Origin of the sequence: Actinocrispum sp. NPDC049592, from assembly GCF_040675465.1 — a bacterium.
Lineage (GTDB): Bacteria > Actinomycetota > Actinomycetes > Mycobacteriales > Pseudonocardiaceae > Kibdelosporangium.
In genome coordinates, this window is record NZ_JBFAPA010000015.1 from 111,858 (window position 1) to 135,402 (window position 23,545).

22 protein-coding genes are annotated in these 23,545 nt (G+C 69.3%); 15 read left to right on the forward strand and 7 right to left on the reverse strand.

Annotated elements, in window-relative coordinates; translation table 11 throughout:
- The first annotated feature begins 11 nt into the window (after nt 1-11).
- The 4 genes from AB0J95_RS32545 to AB0J95_RS32560 all read left to right on the forward strand — a co-directional run bounded on the left by AB0J95_RS32545 (nt 12) and on the right by AB0J95_RS32560 (nt 4,239).
- Nucleotides 12-962, forward strand: a complete 951-nt coding sequence (locus AB0J95_RS32545) for an LLM class F420-dependent oxidoreductase (RefSeq protein ID WP_364766461.1) — start codon at nt 12-14, stop codon at nt 960-962.
- Complete coding sequence (locus AB0J95_RS32550) at nt 959-1,837, forward strand: pyridoxal-dependent decarboxylase (protein WP_364766464.1); 879 nt, start codon at nt 959-961, stop codon at nt 1,835-1,837. The genes AB0J95_RS32545 and AB0J95_RS32550 overlap by 4 nt, the downstream gene beginning before the upstream one ends.
- Before the next feature lie 224 nt (nt 1,838-2,061).
- A complete protein-coding gene (locus AB0J95_RS32555) occupies nt 2,062-3,222 on the forward strand; it encodes a cupin domain-containing protein (RefSeq protein WP_364766467.1) in 1,161 nt (386 codons plus the stop codon).
- Between the two features lie 57 nt (nt 3,223-3,279).
- Complete coding sequence (locus AB0J95_RS32560) at nt 3,280-4,239, forward strand: sucrase ferredoxin (protein ID WP_364766470.1); 960 nt, start codon at nt 3,280-3,282, stop codon at nt 4,237-4,239.
- A gap of 73 nt (nt 4,240-4,312) precedes the next feature.
- Here the strand turns inward: AB0J95_RS32560 and AB0J95_RS32565 are convergent, their stop codons facing one another.
- Entirely contained in the window at nt 4,313-5,110 is a 798-nt protein-coding gene (locus AB0J95_RS32565; RefSeq protein WP_364766473.1) for a helix-turn-helix transcriptional regulator, read from the reverse strand.
- 430 nt (nt 5,111-5,540) lie between these two features.
- A complete protein-coding gene (locus tag AB0J95_RS32570; RefSeq protein ID WP_364766476.1) occupies nt 5,541-6,293 on the reverse strand; it encodes a hypothetical protein in 753 nt (250 codons plus the stop codon).
- A 131-nt stretch (nt 6,294-6,424) separates the two neighbouring features.
- On the opposite strand from AB0J95_RS32570, the gene AB0J95_RS32575 reads away from it, so the two are divergent.
- Genes AB0J95_RS32575 through AB0J95_RS32585 form a run of 3 tightly spaced genes read left to right on the forward strand, consistent with a single transcriptional unit; the run spans nt 6,425 to nt 9,349 of the window.
- Entirely contained in the window at nt 6,425-7,576 is a 1,152-nt protein-coding gene (locus AB0J95_RS32575; RefSeq protein ID WP_364766479.1) for an acyl-CoA dehydrogenase family protein, read from the forward strand.
- Entirely contained in the window at nt 7,573-8,730 is a 1,158-nt protein-coding gene (locus tag AB0J95_RS32580; RefSeq protein WP_364766482.1) for an acyl-CoA dehydrogenase family protein, read from the forward strand. Before AB0J95_RS32575 ends, AB0J95_RS32580 begins: the two co-directional genes overlap by 4 nt.
- Before the next feature lie 16 nt (nt 8,731-8,746).
- On the forward strand, nt 8,747-9,349 hold the full coding sequence (locus tag AB0J95_RS32585) for a TetR/AcrR family transcriptional regulator (RefSeq protein ID WP_364766485.1): 603 nt from the start codon (nt 8,747-8,749) through the stop codon (nt 9,347-9,349).
- Between the two features lie 36 nt (nt 9,350-9,385).
- Here the strand turns inward: AB0J95_RS32585 and AB0J95_RS32590 are convergent, their stop codons facing one another.
- The 3 genes from AB0J95_RS32590 to AB0J95_RS32600 all read right to left on the reverse strand — a co-directional run bounded on the left by AB0J95_RS32590 (nt 9,386) and on the right by AB0J95_RS32600 (nt 12,393).
- Nucleotides 9,386-9,610, reverse strand: coding sequence for a S1 RNA-binding domain-containing protein (locus AB0J95_RS32590; RefSeq protein WP_364766488.1), 225 nt, complete (start codon nt 9,608-9,610; stop codon nt 9,386-9,388).
- 167 nt (nt 9,611-9,777) lie between these two features.
- Entirely contained in the window at nt 9,778-11,211 is a 1,434-nt protein-coding gene (locus tag AB0J95_RS32595) for a cytochrome P450 (protein ID WP_364766491.1), read from the reverse strand.
- 6 nt (nt 11,212-11,217) lie between these two features.
- The gene (locus AB0J95_RS32600) at nt 11,218-12,393 is read right to left on the reverse strand and encodes a TetR/AcrR family transcriptional regulator (RefSeq protein ID WP_364766494.1); all 1,176 of its coding nucleotides are present in this window, start codon (nt 12,391-12,393) and stop codon (nt 11,218-11,220) included.
- Between the two features lie 131 nt (nt 12,394-12,524).
- Here AB0J95_RS32600 and AB0J95_RS32605 point away from each other — a divergent pair, with 131 nt between their 5' ends.
- From AB0J95_RS32605 to AB0J95_RS32615, 3 genes are all read left to right on the forward strand, one after another.
- Entirely contained in the window at nt 12,525-13,739 is a 1,215-nt protein-coding gene (locus AB0J95_RS32605; protein WP_364766496.1) for an acetyl-CoA C-acetyltransferase, read from the forward strand.
- Nucleotides 13,740-13,750: 11 nt separating this feature from the next.
- Nucleotides 13,751-15,913 (forward strand): 3-hydroxyacyl-CoA dehydrogenase NAD-binding domain-containing protein, encoded by a 2,163-nt coding sequence (locus AB0J95_RS32610; RefSeq protein ID WP_364766499.1) that lies wholly within the window; start codon nt 13,751-13,753, stop codon nt 15,911-15,913.
- Between the two features lie 131 nt (nt 15,914-16,044).
- A complete protein-coding gene (locus AB0J95_RS32615) occupies nt 16,045-16,356 on the forward strand; it encodes a WhiB family transcriptional regulator (RefSeq protein WP_364766502.1) in 312 nt (103 codons plus the stop codon).
- 358 nt (nt 16,357-16,714) lie between these two features.
- Here the strand turns inward: AB0J95_RS32615 and AB0J95_RS32620 are convergent, their stop codons facing one another.
- A complete protein-coding gene (locus tag AB0J95_RS32620; protein WP_364766505.1) occupies nt 16,715-17,494 on the reverse strand; it encodes a SigB/SigF/SigG family RNA polymerase sigma factor in 780 nt (259 codons plus the stop codon).
- Between the two features lie 2 nt (nt 17,495-17,496).
- Nucleotides 17,497-17,901: a hypothetical protein gene (locus AB0J95_RS32625; protein ID WP_364766508.1), complete on the reverse strand. Its 405-nt coding sequence runs from the start codon at nt 17,899-17,901 to the stop codon at nt 17,497-17,499.
- A 304-nt stretch (nt 17,902-18,205) separates the two neighbouring features.
- Here AB0J95_RS32625 and AB0J95_RS32630 point away from each other — a divergent pair, with 304 nt between their 5' ends.
- The 5 genes from AB0J95_RS32630 to malQ all read left to right on the forward strand — a co-directional run bounded on the left by AB0J95_RS32630 (nt 18,206) and on the right by malQ (nt 23,475).
- The gene (locus AB0J95_RS32630; protein WP_364766511.1) at nt 18,206-18,649 is read left to right on the forward strand and encodes a hypothetical protein; all 444 of its coding nucleotides are present in this window, start codon (nt 18,206-18,208) and stop codon (nt 18,647-18,649) included.
- A gap of 38 nt (nt 18,650-18,687) precedes the next feature.
- Complete coding sequence (ligD, locus tag AB0J95_RS32635; protein ID WP_364766514.1) at nt 18,688-20,115, forward strand: non-homologous end-joining DNA ligase; 1,428 nt, start codon at nt 18,688-18,690, stop codon at nt 20,113-20,115.
- A complete protein-coding gene (gene ligD / locus AB0J95_RS32640; RefSeq protein ID WP_364766517.1) occupies nt 20,108-20,974 on the forward strand; it encodes a non-homologous end-joining DNA ligase in 867 nt (288 codons plus the stop codon). Before ligD (AB0J95_RS32635) ends, ligD (AB0J95_RS32640) begins: the two co-directional genes overlap by 8 nt.
- A 222-nt stretch (nt 20,975-21,196) precedes the next feature.
- Nucleotides 21,197-21,574, forward strand: coding sequence for a hypothetical protein (locus AB0J95_RS32645; protein ID WP_364766520.1), 378 nt, complete (start codon nt 21,197-21,199; stop codon nt 21,572-21,574).
- A complete protein-coding gene (malQ, locus tag AB0J95_RS32650; RefSeq protein WP_364766999.1) occupies nt 21,571-23,475 on the forward strand; it encodes a 4-alpha-glucanotransferase in 1,905 nt (634 codons plus the stop codon). The genes AB0J95_RS32645 and malQ overlap by 4 nt, the downstream gene beginning before the upstream one ends.
- The last annotated feature ends 70 nt before the right edge of the window (nt 23,476-23,545 follow it).

Consider the following 23,545-nt stretch of genomic DNA (forward strand, 5'->3'; position numbering starts at 1 on the left):
GGAGGATGCACATGGGACGGTGGGGCATCACGTTGCCCCTGACCGGGGTCCCGCTCACGGAGCATCGGGACCTGGTCAAGGAGCTGCCCGGCCTGGGCTACACCGACGTCTGGTCGGCCGAGACCGCGGGGACGGACGCGTTCACGCCGCTCGCGCTGGTCGCCGAATGGGCGCCCGAGCTGCGGCTGGGCACGGCGATCGCCCCGGTCTACACGCGCGGCCCCGCGCTGCTGGCGATGACCGCGGGGACCATCGCCGAGCTGGCCCCGGACCGGTTCGTGCTGGGCATCGGCACGTCCTCGCCGGTGATCGTGGAGAACTGGAACGGGCTGCCTTTCTACGAGCCGTTCAAGAAGACTCGCGACACGCTGCGGTTCCTGCGTTCCGCGCTGGCCGGCGAGCGGGTGTCGGAGACCTACGACACCTTCACCGTCAACAGGTTCAAGCTGGAACGCCCGCCGCAGCCGCCGCCCAAGCTCATGCTCGCCGCGCTGCGGCCGGGCATGCTCAGGCTGGCCCGCCGGGAGGCCGACGGCGCCATCACGAACTGGCTCGCGCCCACCGACGTGCCCAAGGTCCGCGCCGAGGTCGGCGAGGGCTTCGAGCTGGTGGCGCGCGTGTTCGTCTGCCCGACGCCGGACGTGGACGCGGCACGAGGCCTGGGCCGGCTGCTGATCAGCAGCTACCTCACCGTCCCGGTGTACAAGGCGTTCCACGACTGGCTGGGCCGCGACGAGCTGCTCCGGCCGATGCACGAGGCCTGGGCCGCGGGCGACCGGGCCGCGGCAAACCAGCTCATCCCGGACGAGGTGGTCGACGACCTGATCGTGCACGGGACGCCCGAGCAGTGCCGGGAACGGGTGGCGCAGTACATCGAGCAGGGCCTGGACACGCCGGTCATCAACGTCCTGCCGACCGGCGAGGATCCGCGGAAGCTGGTCAGGGCGCTGGCGCCGGAATGACCGGCGCGTCGATGGAGGCGGCGGTCGCGCGACTGTGCTTCCCGCACGGCGACCCGGGCGGGGTGATCACCAGCGGCGGCACCGAGTCGACGCTGCTGGGCCTGTTGCTGGCCAAGAAGGACGCGGCCGGCGCCCCGGTGCGGGTGGTCTGCACCCGGGGCAGCCGGCCCAGCGTCGCCCGGGTGGCCGCCCAGCTGGGGCTGCCCACGCCGCTGGTGCTGGACTCGCTGGACGGTCTGGCGGACGTGCTCGCCACCCTCACCACCCCGACCGCCGTCATCGCCACCGCGGGAACCATTGACACCGGGGCGATCGAGCCGTTGCGCGCGGCCGCCCGGGTCTGCCGGATGCGGGGGACCTGGGTGCACATCGACGCGGGCGAGGCGGGCGTGGCCCTGTTCAGCGACCGGTTGCGGCCGGTGCTGGACGGGATCGAGCTCGCCGACTCGGTGGCGCTGGACTTCCCCGAGCTGTCGGCCGGGTTGCTGGCGGTGCGCGCGGCGGAGCTGCTCGCCCACGTGCGGCCGCCCGCGAGTCCCGGTGTGTCGGCGACGTTCCGCGCGCACCGGCACCGGCTGGCGCGGGACTTCGAGGAACGCTGTGACCTGGCGGCCGACCTGGCCGACGCGATCTGTGACCGGCGCAATCCCGTGCTGTGGCGCAGGCCCGCACTGTCCACAGTGGTCTTCCGGCCCGCTTCCGGCCTCGCTGAGGTGTATGCCCGGATGGTCTCGGCCGGGTTCCCGGTCGAACGCACCCGCGCGGAGGGCGGCGAATGGCTGAAAATCGCCGTGCCTGCGGGCCTGAACGTGGCTTCGCTGCTGGATTTGACCGGTCCGCCGCTCACTGTGGGCGACGGCCCTCACTCCGAATGACTAGTGCCACCCGGGGTCCGCTCACGTAGTCTGACATGGCATTACTCCGTTGTGTCCCCCACTTGGATGCGAGGTCGCACATGGAAAACACTGCCCCAGCCAGCGGTCTGCTGATCGAAGTCGAGCCTCTGACCACGGCTGTGGACCGTGGCAAGGCCAACGGCGCCGTCACCGACAACGACGGCAACGACTGAGTGGGAACACCGCTCACCCTGGCTGACCTCGTGGCACCGCTCGAGGTCAGCCAGTTCCTTTCCTCGGTGCAGGGCCAGGCCCACCACCGGTTCCCCGGAACCGCCGGCCGGTTCGCCTCGCTGTTGCCCTGGTCCACCCTCAGCACGGTGCTGCGCCAGCACCGCCTGGACTTCCCCCGGCTGCGGCTCGCCATGGACGGCGACGTCGTGCCGACCCACTCGTACACCGAGATGGTGACCCCGAAGCGGGGCGGCCCCATCCCGCGGTTGCTGTCCGCTCCCTTGGGCCAGCACCTGCGCAACGGCGCGACCCTCGTACTGGATTCGGTGCAGGAGCTGGTCGACCCGATCGGGGAGCTGTCCGCGTCGCTCGAGCACTCGCTGCGGGAACGCGTGCAGGTGAACATGTACGCGGGCTGGGGCAAGACGCACGGGTTCGACGTGCACTGGGACGACCACGACGCGTTCATCCTGCAGGTCTCCGGCCGCAAACGCTGGCGCATCCACGGGACCACCCGGCCCGCGCCGCTCTACCGGGACGTCGAGCCGCCGCCGCAGCCGCCGGCCGAGCCGATCGCCGACTTCATGCTGGAGGACGGCGACGCCTTGTACGTGCCGCGCGGGTGCTGGCACGACGTGTCCGCCGTGGGGGAGGAGTCGCTGCACATCACCATCGGCTTCAACCCGGCGACCGGGATCGACCTGGTCTCCTGGCTGGCCGACCAGCTGCGCACGAACGAGGCGTTCCGCCGTGACCTGCCCAGGTTCGGCACCGCCGCGGACCGTTCGGCGCGGTCGGCGCAGCTGCGGGACGGGATCCTGGAGCTGCTCACGCCCGACGTGGTGGACCGGTTCCTGATGGACCGGGACGCGCAGGCGCCCGCGTTGCCGCGGCTGGGTCTGCCGTGGGTGGCGACCTCGGACCTGCTGCCGCCCGGCGACGACGTCGAGGTGCGGCTGCTGACTCCGCGTGCGGTGCTCAACCAGGGCGAGGCCACTGTGACGCTGCTCGCAGCGGGCAGCCGGTTCGTGTTCGCGTCGGCCGCCGGGCCGGTGCTGTCCGCGCTGGTCGCGTCGCCTGTCGCGACGGTCGGGTCGCTCGTCTCGGTGGCCGCGCCGTCGCTCGATCGGGGGACTGTGCGCGCGTTGCTCGGCGAACTGATCACCCAGGGGCTGCTCGCAGTGGGCTGATCGGGTAAGATTAGGTATGCCTAAGGTAAGTTTCGGTTTCGGTGGGTACACGGTGCCATGACCGTCGAGGCCACCGAGACACCAGTGCCCGCCGGGGCGCTGCCGGGATGTGCGGTCGTCGCACGGATGCTCGGCGGCAGCCCCGCTGGCACTGCGGCGTTCATGACGTCCTGGCTGTTGATCGAGTATCCGGGGCCGTGGCCGTCGGACGCACTGGAACAGGTTCTTGCCTCTGCCTTCTCCGACTCCCAGCGTGCCGTCCTGGAGGACCTGCGCACGGCCGGGTTGCGCCCGCTGCTGATCCGCCAGCCGGGCAAGCACGTTCGTGATGTCGAGCTGCACGGCCGCCGGATCTTCGTCGGCGGCGACGGGCCCGACGGCCGGTGGATGGAGTCGTTCACCATCGACTCGTTGTCCGACCTGGACTCCCTCGACCTGCGGGCGATCGCCTCCGGCCGGGGCGGTGTCGGCACGCCGATGTCCGGCCCGATGTTCCTGGTCTGCACGCACGGCACCAAGGACATGTGCTGCGCGCTGCTGGGCCGGCCGCTCGCCGCGTCGCTCAGCGGGATCCACCCGGGCCGCGCGTGGGAGGTCAGCCACGTCGGCGGCGACCGCTGGGCCGGCAACCTCCTGGTCGTGCCGGACGGGTACCTGCACGGCCAGCTCGACCCGGCCGAGGCCGCCAACGTCGCGGCCGCCGCCATGGCTGGCGAGGTCGAACCCGAGCACCTCCGTGGCCGTACCGGCGCCACCAACCAGTGGCACCAGTACGCCGAGATCGCGCTGCGCCGGCACACCGGCCTGCGCGGCCTGGATGACGTCCAGGCCCTGTCCGACACGGTGGTCACCACCGGCCTCGAGTCCGAGGCCCGCCTCGTGCACCTGCGCGCCGGCACGGCGGCGTTCGACCTCGTCATCAGCCGCCGCACCACCATCGGCCAGGGCCCGAGCCGCTGCAACGCCCTGGTCGCCCCGTCCGGCTACATCACCGAGTCGATCACCCAGGTGTCCTGACCCCGCGTGTCCCCCGTTCCTCCGCCCCGTGTCCCCCTTTCCTCCGGGGTGTGTCCCCCGTTGGTCCGGTGGGTCAGAGCATGTCCTTGATGAACACGGCGGACAGCCGCGGTGTCATCGCCTGCGCGGCCAGGCTGTCGATGATGCGTTTGACCAGGGTGATGTCGGCGGGCTCCTGGGTCTCCGCCACGCCGGTGAGCGTGGGCGTGAAGGCGATGTCCGGCTCGTCGTCGGCGAAGCTGAGCAGGCTGAGGCTGGTGCGCAGGCCGCCGTGCAGACCCGTCGACTGGGGCACGACCTGCATGGTGACGGTGGGCAGCTGGGCCAGCTCGACCAGCCGGATCAGCTGGTCGCGGTCCGCGCCCTGGTACAGCACCGGCTCGTGGATCAGCGCGTACACCGCCAGCTTGCCGTCCAGCACCCGCTGCTGACGCCGCAGCTGCACCTCGACGACGGTGCTCGCGGCCGGTTCGCCCAGGCCGGCGTGCATGGCGCGGGCGTACTCCCGGGTCTGCAGCAGCTCCGGGATGTGGCCGAGGCGGAACTCGTACAGCAGGATCGCCTCGTCCTCCATCCGCAGGTACCGGGGGTCCTTCACGCCGAACTGGCGCCACCACGGCGGCCGCCGGGCCAGGTCCCACAGCTCGATGTAGGGGTCCCAGTCCGAGCTGAGCACGCCGTAGATGTCCAGCATGGTGCAAAGTTCGTGATATGTCGGAAGCTGGCGGGTCTCCATCCTGCTCAGCTTCTGCAGGTCGATGTGCGCGCGGGCGCCGGCCTCGTGCTGGTTCATGCCGGTGCGCAGCCGCAACGAGCGCAGCTCGCGAATCAGGCGGCGGCCGTGGAAGTTCGGCTCGGGCGTGATCCCCATGGAGTTCCCCATCTCATGCGATACGAAGGCTGACAACAAACCTGTCGTATGCCCGTGGGACAAGGAATCACGCATTCGAGCGACGGGTTCCCAGGCCGCGCGGGAGCCAGGGAGGAATGGGAAACAACGAAGCTACCAGCCTCATTGACCCGTCGGTAGGTGGCCCCGAATGAAACGGGCGTCCCGGCTACCGATATACTCGCCACGCTGTTTTCTGACCGACCGTCGGTGATAGCGCTTGAATATCGCCCAATAAGGTGATCTGATAGCTTGCCCGAGCAAGCGCCCCGCTGTTAAGGTCACAGCGTTTCAAGATCGTTTTCCGGTTCCCTGAACAGTTAGGTAAATAACAGTGTTCATTCGCATGGGTGGTGGTGAGAGCGGGGACGCGTAGCGGACCCGCGGAGGCGCTTGACGGTCCTCCCGTCCGTCAAGCGCGCTGCTTCTGGTCCAGTCGCACGCCGAACCGCCGGTAGGGCTCGATGTCCTTGGCGAGCAGCCGGACCTCGGTGTTCCCGTCGCCGTCGACCCGCTGGGTGACCTCGTAGCTGTCCTCGCCCGTGCGCAGCCCGATCGGGTCCATGTACACCTCGGTGCCCGGCGGCAGCACGACCACGTAGTTCGTGCGCTCGATATGCCGGGTGAACCGCATGGTGAAATCGTCGGGCTTGCCGCTCATCAATGGCGCGCACTTGCGCGGCCAGTCGATTTCCATGGTGAGGTTGATCAGTTCGTTCTTCTCCACCGGGGAGCTGAAATGGGTCAGCACTTCCATCCGGTTGTCGTGCAGCCACGTCGTGGTGATGTCCGAACGGGTTCCGCCGAGGCCGTCGACCTGCAGGCTGCGCACCCACACCTTTACTTTCTTCCGGTATTTGAGCGGCTGTTTCCAGTGCGCGCCCATCCGGACCCGGAAGAAATCGACGTCCTCGCTTTCGACGAGCACCCGCACGGTGATGTACTGCCGCGCGTTGCCCTTGGCGTCGATGACGACCCGCTCGTCCCAGTCCTTGATCCGCCAGTAGCTGAACCTGTCCTGCAGGATGTCGCAGTAGTGTCCCAGCAGCCGCTGGTCGCGCTCGGCGCGCTTCTGCCACATCGTGGCCCGGCGGGCAAACGAGACGGCCACGCTGATGGCGGCGAGCGCCACCACGGCGGCGACCACCAGAACGTACGCAGGCACGAGCTCTCCTTCGTGCCGCAGCCCCTCCCGAACAAACCGTGAGGAGTATACGGCTCGGTGCGCACCGGCGGGCGGCGGAAAAACAAGCATGCGTGCTTGATTTTGTTCACCCCGCGTGCCACGGTTGCAGCGTGACCGCCGACGTCTTCGCCACGCCCGAGCGCGTGGACCTGCGGGACACCGTGCGCCGGTTCATGGCCGCCGAGGTCCTGCCCTACCAGGACGAATGGGAACAAGCGGGCGAGCTCCCGCGTGAGCTGCACCGCAAGGCCGGCGAGCTGGGCCTGCTGGGCGTGGCGCTGCCGGCCGAAGCCGGTGGCGGGGGTGGCGACTACCTGGACGGCCTCGTCGTGGCCGAGGAGATGCTCTACGCGGGCGCGGCGGGCGGCCTGATCGCGTCCCTGTTCACCTGCGGCATCGCGGTCCCGCACATCGCCGCCGCGGGAGACCGCGCGCAGATCGACCGGTGGGTCCGGCCGACCCTCGAAGGTCGCCTGATCGGGTCATTGGCGGTGACCGAACCCGACGGCGGCTCGGACGTGGCCAACGTCCGCACGACCGCCAAACGCGACGGCGACGAGTACATCGTCAACGGCGCCAAGACGTTCATCACCTCCGGCTGCCGCGCCGACTTCGTCACCACCGTGGTGCGCACCGGTGAGCCGGGCGCGCACGGTATCTCCCTGCTGGTCATCGAGCGCGGCACGCCCGGCTTCGAGGTCTCCCGCAAGCTGGCCAAGATGGGCTGGCTCTGCTCGGACACCGCCGAGCTGTCCTTTGTGGACTGCCGGGTGCCCGCGGCCAACCTCGTGGGTGCCGAGAACCAGGGGTTCATCCAGGTCGCGCAGCACTTCGTCACCGAACGGCTGTCGCTGGCGGTGCAGGCCTACGCGGCCGCCCAACGCGCGCTGGACCTGACCCTGGAGTGGTGCCGCAATCGTCAGACGTTCGGTCGTCCCCTGATCTCCCGCCAGCTCGTGCAGCACACGCTCACCGACATGGCTCGCAAGATCGACGTGGCACGGACGTACACGCGCAGCATCGCCGAGCGGTTCGTGGCCGGTGAGGAGGTCATCGCGCAGGCCTGCTTCGCCAAGAACACCGCCGTGGAGGCGGGCGAGTGGGTGGTGGACAAGGCGGTCCAGCTGCACGGCGGGCTGGGCTACATGCGCGAGTCGGAGATCGAACGGCAGTACCGGGACATGCGGATCTTGGGTATCGGCGGCGGCACGACCGAGATCCTGACAGGCTTGGCCGCGAAGCGATTGGGGTACACGGGATGAACTTCGTCGAGTCCGAGGAGCGGCAGGCGCTGCGCAAGGCCGTCTACGACCTGGGCAAGCGCTACGGCCACGAGTACTACAACCGCATCGCCCGCGAAGGCGGGCACACCACCGAGCTGTGGCGGGAGGCGGGCAAGCTCGGCTACCTCGGTGTCGCGGTGCCCGAGGAGTACGGCGGCGGCGGTGGCGGGATCGGCGACCTCGCGGCGGTCTGCGAGGAGCTGTCCGCGGCCGGCTGCCCGTTGCTGATGATGGTGGTGTCGCCGGCGATCTGCGCGACCATCATCGCCCGGTTCGGCACGGACGAGCAGAAGCGGGAGTGGCTGCCGAAGTTCGCCGAGGGCACGGTGACCATGGCGTTCGGCATCACCGAGCCGGACGCGGGCTCCAACTCGCACAAGCTGACCACCACCGGCCGCCGGGACGGCGGGGACTGGATCCTCAGCGGGCAGAAGGTGTTCATCTCCGGCGTGGACAACGCCGACGCCGTGCTGATCGTGGGCCGCACCGAGGACGCCAAGACCGGCAAGCTCAAGCCCGCCCTGTACATCGTGCCGACCGACGCGCCCGGGTTCACCTACCAGCAGATCCAGATGGACATGGTGTCGCCGGACCGGCAGTTCACCCTGTTCCTTGACGACGTCCGGCTGCCGGCGAGCGCGCTGGTGGGCTCCGAGGACGCCGCGCTGGCGCAGCTGTTCGCGGGCCTGAACCCGGAACGGATCATGGCCGCCTCGTTCGCGACCGGCTTGGGCCGTCTCGCGCTGGACAAAGCGGTCGAGTACGCCAAGACCCGCAGCGTGTGGGGCGCGCCAATCGGTGCGCACCAAGGGGTTTCACACCCGCTGGCCGACGCCCGGATCAACATCGAGCTGGCCCGGCTGATGACCCAGAAGGCCGCCGCGCTCTACGACGCGGGTGACGACATGGCCGCGGGCGAGGCCGCGAACATGGCGAAGTACGCCGCCGGTGAGGCCGCGGTCAAGGCCGCCGACCAGGCCCTGCAGACCCACGGTGGCAACGGGGTGGCGAGCGAGTACGGTCTTGGGGCGCTCGCGGTCGCCGCCCGGGTGAGCCGGATCGCGCCGGTCAGCCGGGAGATGATCCTGAACTTCGTCGCCCAGCACAGTCTGGGCCTGCCCAAGTCCTATTAGTCCGCTGAGGAGCGAAATGGCGCGGGAGCCACAGCAGGACCGCAGCCGGGCCACCCGGCAACGGTTGCTGGAAGCCGCCATCGAGTGCCTGGCCGAGCTCGGCTGGGCAGGCAGCACTGTGGCTGTCGTCGCGGAGCGCGCGGGCGTGTCCCGTGGCGCGGCGCAGCACCATTTCCCGACGCGGGAAGACCTTTTCGCCGCGTCGGTGCAGTACGTGAGCCAGGTCCGGACCCAGTGGATCCGCCGGCACAGCGCGGACCTGCCCTCTGGTGCCGAACGCACGCGCGCGGTGGTCGACCTGGTGGTGCGGATGTACACCGGCCAGGTTTTCCGTGCGGCACTTCAGTTGTGGGTGGCGGCGAGCTCGGACGAGCAGCTGCGTGAGCTCGTCGTCCCGCTGGAGGCGCACGTCGGCCGCGAGGCGCACAAGCTCGCGGTGGAGCTGCTCGGCGTGGACGAAACCACGCCGGGCGTGAGGGAAACCGTGCAGGCGACGCTGGATCTGGCGCGTGGCCTGGGTTTGGCGAACCTGCTCACCGACGACAGCAAGCGCCGCGCGGGCATCGTCCAGCGCTGGGCGGAGATGCTCGAGCAGGCCCTGAACACGGCCGTGCGCTAGGGTTCGAGGCAAGGCGCCTTGCCTCGATCCCTTACGTCAGGCCAGTTTCAGGCTGGTGCGCTGCTTGACGGCGTCGATCTCGAGGATCTGCACCCGCACGGCCATGTCGCGGTCGAGCTGCTGGCCGTGGAGCAGGCCGTGTACGCCGCCTTCGAGCTCGACGAACGAACCGAACGACACGACCTCGGCGACGCGTCCACTCAGGACGTCACCGGCGGCGTGCTCGGCGGCGAACTTGCTGAAATCAGGGGCTTCTGTCATGTTCTCACCTCCTCTCGCCTCCCGGTCCAGTGCGACGGCACTGCGTCAACATCTGGGCGGAGACGGCGGGCCTCGGGCCCGCGGGGTGGTCACGACAGAGCCGGATTACCGTTCTGTGAATGGCACTTGGCCGACCCGGCAGTCACGGGCACGACCCTAGCAGAGCTTCACAGGCGTTCCAAGACCACCGGCAGGCCGTCCGAAGGCAACGGCAGCGCGGTCGCGTCCCACCGCACCACGTACTCCGGCGGGATCGTCCACCGGTAGTTCGTCAACATCTGGTGCAGCAACGTCTTCACCTCGAGCATGCCGAAGTGCATCCCGATGCACTTGTGCGCGCCGCCGCCGAACGGCATCCACGCGTACCGGTGCGACTTGTCCTCCCGCCGCGACTCGGAGAACCGCTCGGGGTCGAACAGGTCCGGTGAACTCCAGTACTCCGGCAGCATGTGGTTCACCCACGGGCTCAACGCGACCATCGTGTTCGCCGGCACGAAGTGGCCGAGCAGCTCGGTGTCCCGCACGGTCCTGCGCGCCAGCGAGGGCACCGGCGCCACCAGCCGCAGCGCCTCCTTGATGACCAGCTCCAAGTCCCGCAAGCCTTCCAGCGCGTCGATGTCCAGCGGGCCCGGCCCGGCGGCGAGGCACTCCGCGCGCACCCGGTCCTGCCACGCCGGATCCTTGCCCAGGTAGTAGGCGACCGCAGTGGTGGTGATGGTGGACGTGTCGTGTGCGGCCATCATCAGGAAGATCATGTGGTTCACGACGTCGTCGTCGGTGAACGCGTCCCCGTTGTCGTCGCGGGCGTGGCACAGCCCGGCGAACAGGTCGTTGGAGTCGCTCTGGCGTTTCGCCGGAACGTTGCGGCGGAAGAACTCCTCGAGCACCTTGCGCCCGCGCAGCCCCGCGTTCCACCGTCCACCCGGCACCGGGAACCGCACCAATGCCGTGCCCGCGCGGACGGTGTCGATGAACGCCTTGGTCAGCTCGGCCTCCTTGCCGCCGAAATCCGACGCCATGAAGACCCGGGCCGCGATGTCCAGCGTCAGCTGCTTCATCGCCGGGTAGACGGTGAAGTTCCCTGGCTGCCAGGCGGAAACGCCGTCGCGGGCGGTGGAGGAGACGTGCGAGAGGTACCCGGTGATCCGCGGCCGGGTGAACGCCTGCTGCATCAGCCTGCGGTGGAACATGTGCTCGTCGAAGTCCAGCAACATCAGGCCACGCCGGAAGAACGGGCCGATGAAGTAGCTCCAGCCCTGCTGGGAGAACGACTTGTCCTTGTTGGTCAGGATGGCCTGGGTGGCGTCCCCGCCGGCGACCGCGACGATCTTCACGCCGAACGCCCGCATCCACGACACCGGCCCGAAGGTCTGGTAGCGGGCCAGCGCGAAGTCCAGGCCCAGCCGCAAAGCCTCGAGCGAGTGGCCGATCAGCGGGACGCCGTTGTCGCCGCGCACCGGCAGCAGCTGCGAACCGGACGGCGGGCCGGCCAGCTCGCGCACCGGCCAGTCCTTGTTCAGCAACCACTTGTCGAAGCTGGTCGCGCCGGGGGTGTGGCTCGTGCTCCGGACCGCGGTGCTCAGGTTCGGTGAAGCAGACATCGGGTATCAGCCTCTCGTCATCGACCCGCCCGCGGTCAGCACCGCCATCGACAGGCCGGTCAGCTCGGCCACCAGCCCTGGCCGGGCGGCGATCCGGGGTGTCCTCGTCAGGTCGTTCACGATCGTCAGTGCCGCGTGCACCGTGATCCGAGCTTCCGGCTCGGCCAGCCCCGGCGCAACGGTTCTCAGCAACGTCACCCATTCGGCGACGTACGCCCGCTGCACGCGGACCAGTTCCTTGCGGTCGCGGTCGGCCAGCTCGGCGACCTCGCCGGCGAACACCCCCAGAAGGTCCTCCGACCGCAACACGATGTCCACATAGGACCGAACGAGACCCGTGAGCGCCTGGTCCGGTGCGCAAGCGCTCTCGATGGCGCCGCGGGCGGCGACCATCAGCCGGTCGGCCATCCGGTAGCCCGCCGCGGCCAGCAGCTCGGCCTTGCCGCCGAAGTGCCGGTACACGCTCGGCCCGGCGATCCCGGCCGCCGCGCCGATGTCCTCCATGCTCACGTCGCGGTACCCGCGTTCCCGGAACAACTTCGTCGCCGCGGCGAGCAGTTCCTCCCGTCGCGAGGGCACGCTCGCCGGGCGTTTCCAGGCCGGCGGCGCGACCGGCTCGGCGGTGACGATCTCGCCCGCCAGCACCCCGTGGGCCAGACCGCCGAGAAACTGCTCGAACCGTCTTCGCGGGACGGTGACGTGGTGGTCGGCCACGCTGCCGAACACGCTCAACGTGGCCCAGCACAACATCTCCGCGTGGTCGTAGGACAGCGCGGGCCGGGCGTCGCGCAACGCCGAGATCCAGTGGCCGAGCAGCTCCGCGCCCCGCTTGCGGATCTTGGTCTGGTCGGCCTTGTCCAGGTGGCGGCCCTGCCAGCGCCAGAGCGCGGTGACCTCACGCCGTTCCACCGAGAGCGCGGACACCGCCTCGACCAGCGAGTTCAACGGCTCGTCGCGGGCCAGCGCCTGGTCGGTGACCAGCCCGAACCGGTCGATCCCGGACAGCAGCACGTGCGCCAGCACGTCCTGCTTGCCGCGGAAATGCCGGTAGACCGCGGGCCCGGTGACCCCGGCCGCGGCGGCGATGTCGTTGACGCTCACGCCGTGGTAGCCGTGCCGCCGGAACAGCTCCGCGGCAGCGTCGGTCAGCTGCTCCTTGCGGTTGCGCGGCCGGCTTGCCACCTGTCCTGTGACCTCCGTCTCGGAAATCTGGTACTTACACGCTAAATGACGGTCTTATGCTTGACAAGCTGCGGATTCGTTCCATTATGTGAATCAGCATTAGCACCGGCGCGGGTGAGAGGAACGACGGCGTGAGCACAGAAGCGTTCATCTACGAGGCGATCAGGACGCCTCGCGGCCGAGGCAAGAACACCGGCTCACTGCATGGCGTCAAGCCGGTGTCGCTGGTGGTGGGCCTGATCGACGAGCTGCGCACGAGGCACCCCAACCTGGACACCGACCGGGTCAGCGACCTGATCCTCGGCGTGGTCAGCCCGGTGGGCGAGCAGGGCGCCGTGATCCCGCGGACCGCCGCGCTGGTGGCCCAGCTGCCGGACACCGTGGCGGGCGTCCAGGTCAACCGGTTCTGCGCGTCCGGTCTCGAGGCGGTCAACCAGGCCGCGCAGAAGGTCAGGGCAGGCTGGGACGAGCTGGTCATCGCGGGCGGCGTCGAGTCGATGTCCCGCGTGCCGATGGGCTCCGACGGCGGCGCGTGGGCGCTGGACCCGGAGACCAACTACGACACCTACTTCGTGCCCCAGGGCATCGGCGCCGACCTGATCGCCACCATCGAGGGCTTCTCCCGCGACGACGTCGACGCCTACGCGATCCGTTCGCAGGAGCGCGCGGCCAAGGCCTGGGCGGGCGGCTACTTCTCGAAGTCCGTCGTGCCGGTGAAGGACCGCAACGGCGTGACCATCCTGGACCACGACGAGCACATGCGCCCGGACACCACCGCGGAGGGCCTGGCCAAGCTGAAGCCGTCGTTCGCCGGGATCGGCGAGATGGGCGGGTTCGACGCGGTCGCGCTGCAGAAGTACCACTGGGTCGAGAAGATCAACCACGTTCACCACGCCGGCAACTCGTCCGGCATTGTGGACGGTGCGGCGCTGCTGCTGGTCGGCAACGAGCAGGTCGGCCAGGATCTCGGCCTGACCCCGCGGGCCCGGATCGTGGCCACCGCGGTCACCGGTTCCGACCCGACGATCATGCTCACCGGCCCGACCCCGGCGACCCGGAAGCTGTTGAAGACGGCCGGGCTGACCGTCGATGACATCGACCTGTTCGAGCTGAACGAGGCGTTCGCGTCCGTGGTGCTGAAGTTCCAGAAGGACCTGAACATCCCGGACGAGAAGCTGAACGTCAACGGCGGCGCGATCGCCATGGGCCACCCGCTGGGCGCCACCGGGGCGATGATCACCGGCACCATGGTGGACGAGCTGGAGCGCCGCGAGGCCCGCCGGGCCGTCGTGACCCTGTGCATCGGTGGCGGCATGGGCCTGGCCACCCTGATCGAGCGCGTCTGAGGAGCGGACCCTTGACCGAGAACATCTTCCGCTGGGCCAAGGACGCGGACGGCATCGTCACGCTGACCATGGACGACCCGGAGCAGTCCGCGAACACGTTCAACGCCCGGTTCCTGGACTCGCTGCACTCCACTGTGGACCGTCTGGTGGCCGAGCAGGACGACATCACCGGCGTGATCATCACGTCGGCCAAGAAGACCTTCTGCGCCGGCGGCGACCTGAAGACCATGCGCATGGCCGGCCCGGACGACGCCAAGGCATCCACCGAGCGGGTCAGCCAGCTCAAGGGCGACCTGCGCCGCCTGGAACTGTTGCCGCGCCCGGTGGTCGCCGCGATCAACGGCGCCGCGCTGGGCGGTGGCTACGAGATCGCGCTGGCCTGTAACCACCGGATCGCGTTGGACGCCAAGGGCAGCGAGATCGGCCTGCCCGAGGTCACCGTCGGCCTGCTGCCCGGTGGCGGCGGTGTCGTGCGGACGGTTCGCCTGCTGGGCATCCAGAACGCGCTGCTGAACGTCCTGCTGCAGGGCCAGAAGCACAAGCCGGCCAAGGCTTTGGAGCTCGGCCTGGTGCACGAGGTCGCGGCCACTCCGGAGGAGATGCTGGCCAACGCCCGCGCCTGGATCAAGGCCAACCCGGACGCGGTGCAGCCGTGGGACGTCAAGGGCTACAAGATTCCCGGTGGCACGCCGTCGAACCCGGCGTTCGCGGCCAACCTGCCCGCGTTCCCGGCGAACCTGCGCAAGCAGCTCAAGGGCGCGAACATGCCCGCGCCCAAGAACATCATGGCCGCGGCCGTCGAGGGCGCCCAGGTCGACCTGGAGACCGCGTTCCTGATCGAGATGCGCTACTTCGTCGACCTGCTGACCGGGCCGGTCGCGAAGAACATGATCAAGGCGTTCTTCTTCGACATGCAGTACATCAACTCCGGCGGCTCGCGCCCGGAGGGCTTCGAGAAGACGACGTTCACGAAGGTTCTCGTGCTGGGCGCGGGGATGATGGGCGCGGGTATCGCGTACTGCTGTGCCAGGGCCGGGATCGACGTCGTGCTCAAGGACGTTTCCCTTGCCGCGGCGGAGAAGGGCAAGGCCTACTCGGTCAAGCTGGTCGAGAAGGCAGTGTCCCGCGGCCGGATCACCCAGGAGAAGGGTGACGAGCTGCTGGCCCGGATCACCCCGACCGACAAGGCCGAGGACGGCGCGGGCTGCGACCTGGTGGTCGAGGCGGTGTTCGAGGACCCGGCGCTGAAGCACAAGGTGTTCCAGGAGATCGAGGGCGTGGTCAACCCGGACGCGCTGCTCGGCTCGAACACCTCCACGCTGCCGATCACCGGTCTGGCCGAGGGCGTGCAGCGCCAGGAGGACTTCATCGGCCTGCACTTCTTCTCCCCGGTGGACAAGATGCCGCTGCTGGAGATCATCCGCGGCGCCCGGACCACCGACGCCACCCTGGCCAAGGCGATGGACTTCGCGCAGCAGATCCGCAAGCTGCCCATCGTGGTCAACGACAGCCGCGGCTTCTTCACCAGCCGCGTGATCGGCACGTTCCTCAACGAGGCCGTGGCCATGGTCGGCGAGGGCATCGCGCCGCCGTCCATCGAGCAGGCCGGCAACCAGGCCGGCTACCCCGCGCCGCCGCTGCAGCTGATGGACGAGCTGACCCTGACCCTGCCGCGCAAGATCCGCGAGGAGACCAAGGCGGGCGTCGAGGCGGCCGGCGGCACCTGGGTCGCGCACCCCTCCGAGCAGGTCATCGACCGGCTGGTGCTCGAGTTCGACCGCAAGGGCCGGTCCGGCGGTGCCGGGTTCTACGAGTACGTGGACGGCAAGCGCACGAACCTGTGGCCCGGTCTGAAGGATGCGTTCAACTCCGGCTCCACGCAGATCCCGTTCGAGGACATGAAGGAGCGGATGCTGTTCGCCGAGGCACTGGAGACGGTGAAGTGCTTCGACGAGGGCGTGCTGAACTCGGTGCCGGATGCGAACATCGGTTCGATCACCGGCATCGGCTTCCCGGCCTGGACCGGCGGTGTCGTGCAGTACATCAACAACTACGCCGGCGGCGTCGCCGGGTTCGTCGCCCGGGCCCGTGAGCTGGCCGAACGCTACGGGGACCGGTTCACCCCACCAGCCTCGCTGGTGGCCAAGGCGCAGCAGGGGCAGATCATCGAATAACTACCCCTGACCTGCGGTGATGGCCTCGACATGGCGGTGTCGGGGCCATCACTGTTTTCTCAGGTTGTTTTTTGGATCTCCTTGGGTACCCGGAGGCGCAAGAGGTTGTTTTCCGGGTGGGGAGTGCAGTGATGACGTACACGAAGCGGTTGCCGAAACCAGTGGTGGAGCAGTGGGATTGGCAGTTGCACGGCTCCTGCCGGGGCCAGGAGTCGGCGGTGTTCTTCCACCCCGACAACGAGCGCGGCCCGGCCAGGCGGAACCGGCAGGCGAAGGCCAAGGCCGTGTGCCAGACCTGCCCGGTCATCGTGCAGTGCCGTCAGCACGCCCTGCAGGCCCGCGAGCCGTTCGGGGTCTGGGGCGGGCTGGACGAGGACGAACGCAGGGCGATCTTCGCCCGCCGCCACCGCACCTCGCACACCTCACAGCAGCCAGCCGCCTGAACGTTTCCCCAGCTCACCCCTCGTGAGTGGGTCGGTCGTCAGAACGACCGACCCACTCACGAGGGGTATCTGGGTTTGGCCCGGTGGATCCAGCCCAGCATGCCTTCGATCCGCCCGCCACACCAGGAACCGGCCGGTTCGACACGGAGGGCGTGTTACTGCTCACCGCTGGGATCTCGGTCATCCTGCTGGCACTCACCTATGCCGCGAAGCTCCTGTTGGCCGGGGCCGCACTGATCGTCGTTTTCGTTCTGGTGGAGCGGAAGGCGGCCGTGCCGATCGTCCCCTTGCGACTGTTCCACGGCCCAGTCCGCGGTGCGACCGCCGTGACATCGGTTCCGCCACGGGCGGTCTCACGTCAGTCGTTGGTGAGCATCCCGGATCGCAATTGCTCCAACGTCTTCGCCAGCAGCCGGGACACGTGCATCTGCGAGATGCCGATCTTCTCGGCGATCTGGGTCTGCGTGAGGTTGCCGAAGAACCGCAGCAGCAGGATGGTCCGCTCGCGTTCGGGCAGGTCCCGGATCAGCGGCAGCAGGGACTCGTGGTTGTCCACGCCCTCCAGGCCGGTGTCCGGCTCGCCCAGCATCTCGCCCAGCGACGTGTTGTCCGAGTCCTGCGTCAGCATGTCGTCCAGGGACACCGAATGGTAGGCGTTGCCCGCCTCCAGGCCCTCGTACACCTCTTCCTTGGTCAGGCCGAGGTGGGCGGCGATCTCGCTGGGCGCCGGGGCGCGGCCCAGGCGCTGGGACAGCTCGTTGCCCGCCGCGGTGATGGACAGGTGCAGCTCCTTCAGCCGCCTCGGCACCCGCACCGACCAGCTGGAGTCGCGGAAGTACCGGCGGATCTCGCCCATCACCGTGGGCACCGCGAACGACAGGAAGTCCGTGCCGCGCGCGGGATCGAACCGGTCCACCGCGTTGATCAGGCCGACCGTGGCCACCTGCACCAGGTCCTCGCTGGCCTCACCGCGGTGGGCGAACCGGCGCGCGATGTGCTCGGCCACCGGCAGGTGCCCGGTGACCAGCTCCTCGCGCAGCTCGGCGCGGCGCGGGTCGTCCTCGGCCAGCCCGGCCAGCTCGTCGAACAGCGGCGCCAGGTGCTCGTAGCTGTTGCGGCCCTTGGCTCGTGCGGTCACGCTCACCCCTCAGCTCTGCCGGCCTTGGTCAGTTCGATGACCACTCGGTAGCCGCCGGGCACCTGTTCGACCCGGGTGGTCGCGGTGTCGGTGAGGGTGGTCAGCACCCGCCAGCCGAACGACGCAGCCGGGTCCGGCAGTGTCTCCACTGTGGACAGTGTGGACGCCTGCAGGCTGATGCTGTTGGCCCCCACCCGGAACTTGCAGCGCAGTTCGGAACCGGGCCACGCGGCCATGGTGAGCATCGACCCGGCCTCGTCCGCCGCGAGCTTGAAGTCCTCGACGTAGTCCAGGTCGAAGTCCTGGCGCAGGGCGATGCTGGCCGCCAGCGACCTCAGGATCGGCAGGTACCGGGCCTCGGCCGGAACTCTCAGCTCGATGTCGCCCATGCCGATCATACTGTCCATTGAGGACTCATTGGTCGCCGTCATGACCACCGCCCCTCCCGCGCGTGCCGGTTGTCCACCGGGTCCGGTTTCCCCGGCGCCCGCCGGGGCAAACCCCTGCCGGGCGTTACCGTCGGTGACGATGTCGAAATCGAGAGGTTCACCACGTGAATTGCGGGGTAACAATGGAAACGACAGCGGGTCGTTGGCCGATCACATAGTCGAACCGTGACGCCTGGGGAGGTGGACGAAGATGAAGGACGAGTGTCCGCCCGCTGATCAGGAGCTTGCGCGGATCCGGACACGGGCCAGAGCACTCGTTGTGATGGCACGTGACGGGGACACCGCGGGACTGGTCGACGCGCTGGACGTGCTCATCTCGGAACAGGCCCGGGGCGGCCCGGGCCCGCATCTGATCGTGGGCGAGCTGTTGTCCGCCGCGGTCGCGATGGTCTCCACACGTGCGGGTGCCGTACCAGCGGAAACGCTGTTCGCCGTGGACATTCGCGACGACGCCGACCACGCGGTGGCCATCGACCACCTCGAGCCGCCACTGCGCGCGACCATCCGCGCACTGCTGGCCGAGCTGAACGGCCATCCCGAGGACGCCCGGTTCCAGCTGGAGCTGGCGCTGCGGGACATCGACCTGGAGGCGACCCTGGAAGTGGTCGTGCACGCTCTACTGTGGACCATTGGGATGCTGGAGTGGTGCGAGGAACAGGGTATCGAGGCGCCCGAATGGCTTAGGGGTGCGGGTCTCGCGGCATAGGCTTGCGGTGGGTTGTTCCTGCAGGCAGGGTGGGGTTCGTGCCGGGTGATCTCAGCGACTACCGCCGGAAACGCGACGCCAAGCGCACTCCGGAGCCGATGCCGCAGGATGGCGTTCTGCCGCACGGCAATGACGACACGTTCGTCATCCAGGAGCACCACGCCCGCCAGCTGCACTGGGACGTCCGGCTGGAACGCGGCGGCGTGCTGGTGTCCTTCGCCGTGCCCAAAGGCCTGCCGCCGGAGCCCAAGGTGGTCCGGATGGCCGTGCACACCGAGGACCACCCGCTCGAGTACGCCACCTTCGAGGGCGTGATCCCGAAGGGGGAGTACGGCGCCGGGAAGATGACCATCTGGGACCGCGGCACCTACGAGACGCTGAAGTGGAAGGACACCGAGGTCGACGTCGTCCTGCGCGGCGAACGCGTGCGGGGCCGGTTCACCTTCTTCAAGGGCGGCGAGGGCTGGATGGTCGTGCGGCGGGGCGCGCCGCAGGACCCGGGCTGGGAGTCGCTGCCCGAACAGCTCGAACCGATGTTGGCGACTGTCGGCGAGATGCCGGGCGACCCGGAGAAGTACGCGTACGAGTTCAAGTGGGACGGAGTGCGCGCGCTGGTCCGGGTGGAGGGCGGGCGGCTGCAGATCTTCAGCCGCGCGGGCAACGAGGTCACGGCCACCTACCCCGATCTGGCCGAACTGGGCAAACAGCTCGGCAGCGCGCAGGCCTGGCTGGACGGCGAGATCGTCGCGTTCGCCGGTGGCAAGCCGAGCTTCGCCGAACTGCAGAAACGTATGCATATTGGCAACTCTGCACAGGCTCGCAAGGTGGCCGGCCAGGTCCCGGTCAGCCTGCTGATCTTCGACCTGCTGCACTTCGAGGGCCGGTCACTGCTGCGGCTGCCGTTCGCCGACCGCCGCGCGTTGCTGGAGAAGCTCGAACTGCGCGGGCCCAACTGGTACACCTCGCCGTCCTACCCGGGGGCCGGTGACGCGGTGCTCAAGGCCAGCCGGGAACAAGGGCTCGAAGGTGTGATCGCCAAGCGGCTGGACTCACGTTATGTACCCGGCCGGTCCACCGCGTGGATCAAGGTCGCCGACGTGCGTCCCCAGGAGGTGGTCATCGGCGGCTGGCGGCCGGGGGAGGGGCGGCGCGAGGGCGTGCTCGGCGCGTTGCTGCTCGGCATCCCGGAAGGCGACGGGCTGCGGTTCGTCGGTTCGGTCGGCACCGGTTTCAGCGACGCGGATCTGGAAAGCCTGACCGAGACGCTGCGGCCGCTGGCCCGCAAGACCTCCCCGTTCAACGGCAAGCTGCCGCCCGAGCGGGCGCGCGGTGCGAAATGGGTGGAACCTACGTTGGTGGGCGAAGTGGTGTTCCGGATCTGGACCCCGGACAACCGGATGCGGGCGCCGGTCTGGCGCGGCCTGCGGTCCGACAAGTCACCCGGAGAGGTGAGGCTGAATGGGTGATCAGCTGGTCGACGTGGCGGGCCGCCGGCTCAAGCTGACCAACCTGGAGAAGGTGCTCTACCCGGAGTCCGGGTTCACCAAGGGACAGGTGATCGACTACTACGCCCGGATCGCGCCGGTGCTGCTGCCGCACCTGAAGGACCGGCCGGTGACGTTGCGCCGGTACCCCAACGGCGTGGACGGCCAGTCGTTCTACGAGAAGAACGTGGCCCGGCACGCGCCGGAGTGGGTGCGCACCGAGCGGCTGCCCACCCCGGGCAGCTCCAAGGGCAACGAGTTCCTCGACTTCGTGCTGGTCGACGACCTGGCCACGCTGGCATGGGTGGCCAACCTCGCGGCGCTGGAGCTGCACGTTCCGCAGTGGACCATCGGCAACGACCCGGACCTGCTGGTGTTCGACCTCGACCCGGGCCCGCCCGCGACGGTCGTCGAGTGCTGCCAGGTCGCGTTGTGGCTGCGGGAGGAACTGGACGAAGGCGGCTATCCCGCGTACCCGAAGACCAGTGGTTCCAAGGGGATGCAGCTCTACGTTCCGGTCGAGCCGGACGAGATGGACACCTGGGAGTACGCCAAGAAACTCGCCGAGCGGCTCGCGAAGGCCTATCCCAGGCAAGTTGTCGCCACGATGGCCAAGGCGCAGCGGGACGGCAAGGTGTTCATCGACTGGAGCCAGAACAAGCCGGCCAAGACCACCATCGCGCCCTACTCGATGCGGGCGCGGCCACGTCCAACTGTGTCAACGCCTGTTACATGGCAGGAGGTCGAGGACTGCCGGCACGTCGACGACCTGACCTTTGTCGCCGACGAAGTCCGCGCGCGGGTCGAGGAGTTCGGCGACCTGCTCGATTACCGCAGGTAGTCTTGTTCACCTAGGGACTCCCATTCGGTGACGGCGCGGTTGCGCCGTCCTGACTAGGAAACTGTGCGTTAACTCCTCGCCCACACGTTGGAGCGAAGGACGCGGTTGGTGGGTACCACCAAGGAAAAACAGGGGTAATCTCCCAACGGGGTTCGGCGCGAAGGGAAGTGGTTCCACATGGTTCGACAGCGCCCGGGTGCGGCGCAGGTCATCGATAACGTCATGCCACGAACGCCGCCAGAGCAGCGCCGGGTGCATACCGAGCGCCCGCGGCCCGAGCTGCCAAGACCCACCCTGGCCCTGATCCCCGGCGTTCAGCTGCGCCGGGCGGTGGACACCGCCCTGCTCGAGCTGCAGAAGGTTTCGTCAGCCGAACGGTCCGAAATGCTCGGTGCCATGCGCCGGGTGAACGACAACCTGCACGGCGCCCTCGCGCACACCGCCGCGATCGGCGAGACGTGCATGGTCGCCTCGGCGGTGCAGGCCGTGCACGCGGCCGAGGAGCACCTCCAGGCGTCCGAACTGAGCCAGGCGCGCGTGGCGCTGACCACCGCCCGCGAGCGCCTCACCCTGCGCGCCATCCCGAAGGACACCCCCTGAGCGAGCGTGTCGACGAGGCCCTCGCGGCGCTGGCGGCGGCCCATGGGGTCGCGACCTGGTACGAGGACGCCGACCAGCGCCGGGTCGAGGTTGATCGGACGGTCGTCCTCGAGGTGCTCGAGCAGCTCGAGGTCGACCCGGGGGCAAGTGCGCGACGCAAGGGACTGCCGGACACCGTCGTTGTCCGGCAAGGCGCCCGTTTCCGGACCGGCCGCGCTGTGGTGCGCGCGGAGGACGGCACGCGGTACGCGGTCACCGATGTCCTGCCCCCGGACCTCCCGCTGGGCTGGCACGTCCTGGAGGCCGAGGACCGGGAGATCCCGCTCGCGGTGACCCCGGCGCGGCTGCCCGAGGTGCCGCGCGCGTGGGGCTGGATGCTGCAGCTGTACGCCCTGCACTCGCGGGAGTCCTGGGGCATGGGGGATTTCGGCGATCTGGCGTCGTTCGCGCGGTCCGCCGAGGGCGCCGGGGTGATCTTGGTCAACCCGGTGCAGGCGATCGTGCCGACGGTCCCGGTGAACCGGTCGCCGTACTCGCCGTCCAGCCGCCGGTTCGCGAACCCCTTGTACATCAAGGTGACCGCGACCCGTGAGTTCCAGCAGGCGCCGCCCGATGTCCGGGACCGGGTGCTGGCGCTGGCTCCGGGGCCGCTGGGCGACTTGATCGATTACGACGCCGTCTGGACCGCCAAGCGCGCGGCCCTGGAACTGTTGTGGCCCGGGCAGATCCGGCCGCTGCAGCCGGGTCTCGCCGACTTCGCGACGTTCTGCGCGCTGGCCGAGATCCACGGTGGCGACTGGCGGGAGTGGCCGCTCGCGTTGCGGCGCCCGGACAGCCCGGAGGTGACCGCCGCACGCCGGGAGCTGGCGCCACGCATCGCTTTCCACGCGTGGCTACAAGAACTGTGTGAGCAGCAGCTCACTTCCGCGCGGGCGGCCGCGTCGGCGATGTCCGTCGGGATCGTGCACGACCTGCCGGTCGGCGTGGACCCGGGCGGCGCGGACGCGTGGGCGCTGCAGGACGTGTTCGCCTCGCGGGTCACCGTCGGGGCGCCGCCGGACGCGTTCAGCCAGCAGGGCCAGGACTGGCGGCTGCCGCCGTGGCGCCCGGACCGGCTGGCCGCGGCCGGTTACCAGCCTTTCATCGAGGTGTTACGCAGTGTCCTGGGGCACGCGGACGGCATCCGGGTGGACCATGTCGCCGGGTTGTGGCGGCTGTGGTGGATCCCGCCGGGCGAGCCGCCGAGCCGCGGCACGTACGTGCACTACGACTCCGAGGCGATGCTCGGGATCCTGGCTCTGGAGGCGCACCGGCACAACGCCGTGGTGGTCGGCGAGGACCTCGGTACGGTGCAACCGCACGTCACCACGACACTGCACGAGCGGGGAATGCTCAGCTCCGCCGTTCTGTACTTCCAGCGTGACTACCGGACCGAAGGTCACCCGTTCGTGCCCCTCCAGTCGTGGGAACCGCACTCGATGGCCAGCATCTCCACCCACGACCTGCCCACCGCGGCCGGGTTCCTCACCGCCGAGAACGTCCGCGTGCGCGTGGAGCTGGGCCTGGTCGGCGACGTGCCGGCCGAGTACGCGCGGGTCGCGGCCGAACGCAGGGACCTGATCGAGTTCATGGTCAAGGAGGGCGTGCTCGACTCGCCGGACGCCTCGGACGAGGACATAGTCGTCGCCATGCACGCTCTGTTGACGCGCGCTCGCAGTGCGTTGCTGCTCACCTCGCCGCCGGACGCGCTGATGGAACACCGCCAGCCGAACCTGCCGGGAACCGTGGACGAGTACCCCAACTGGCGAATTCCGCTGCCGGTAGCCGTCGAGGAGCTGTTTTCGCAGGCCAGCGTGCGGAGGGTGGTGCACGCTCTGGGATCGGGTGCTGACCCTGCGTGACGTACCCGCGTGCCCCTGCCGGGCCCGTTCCGGCCTTCTCTAGGGTCATCGCAAAGCAACACGAGGAGCG